This is a genomic window from Brucella tritici (genome assembly GCF_902825325.1).
Classification (GTDB): domain Bacteria; phylum Pseudomonadota; class Alphaproteobacteria; order Rhizobiales; family Rhizobiaceae; genus Brucella.
In genome coordinates this window covers 1-265 of sequence record NZ_CADEAR010000099.1, presented here as the reverse complement: position 1 = coordinate 265, position 265 = coordinate 1, and the positions used below count along the sequence as shown (strand labels likewise).

Sequence of the window (265 nt, the reverse complement as noted above, 5' to 3'; positions counted from 1 at the left end):
ACGTCGAGGGTCCGCTGATGGGTTTCCAACTGATCGTAATAAGCCTTCCGTTGCTGTTCGATGGTGAAACTGAGCATGATCAGGCTCGGTTGCCCCAGCGATTGGCCGAGCGCTTTCTCGGCCAGTGCGCGACCAAGTCGTCCATTGCCGTCTTCGAACGGGTGAATGCTTTCGAACCACAAATGGCTGAGCCCGGCGCGGGTAAGCGCGGGGAGGGGCGTACTGCCTGTCAGAGCACTTGCGTTGAACCACGATATGAACTGAT

The 265-nt window shown here is 57.7% G+C and carries 1 protein-coding gene; it reads right to left on the bottom strand.

Features of this window, described 5'->3' with window-relative positions; translation table 11 throughout:
• Nucleotides 1–265, bottom strand: a 265-nt coding sequence (locus tag HWX93_RS22840; protein WP_176038830.1) for a Fic family protein, incomplete at both ends; no start/stop codon positions are given.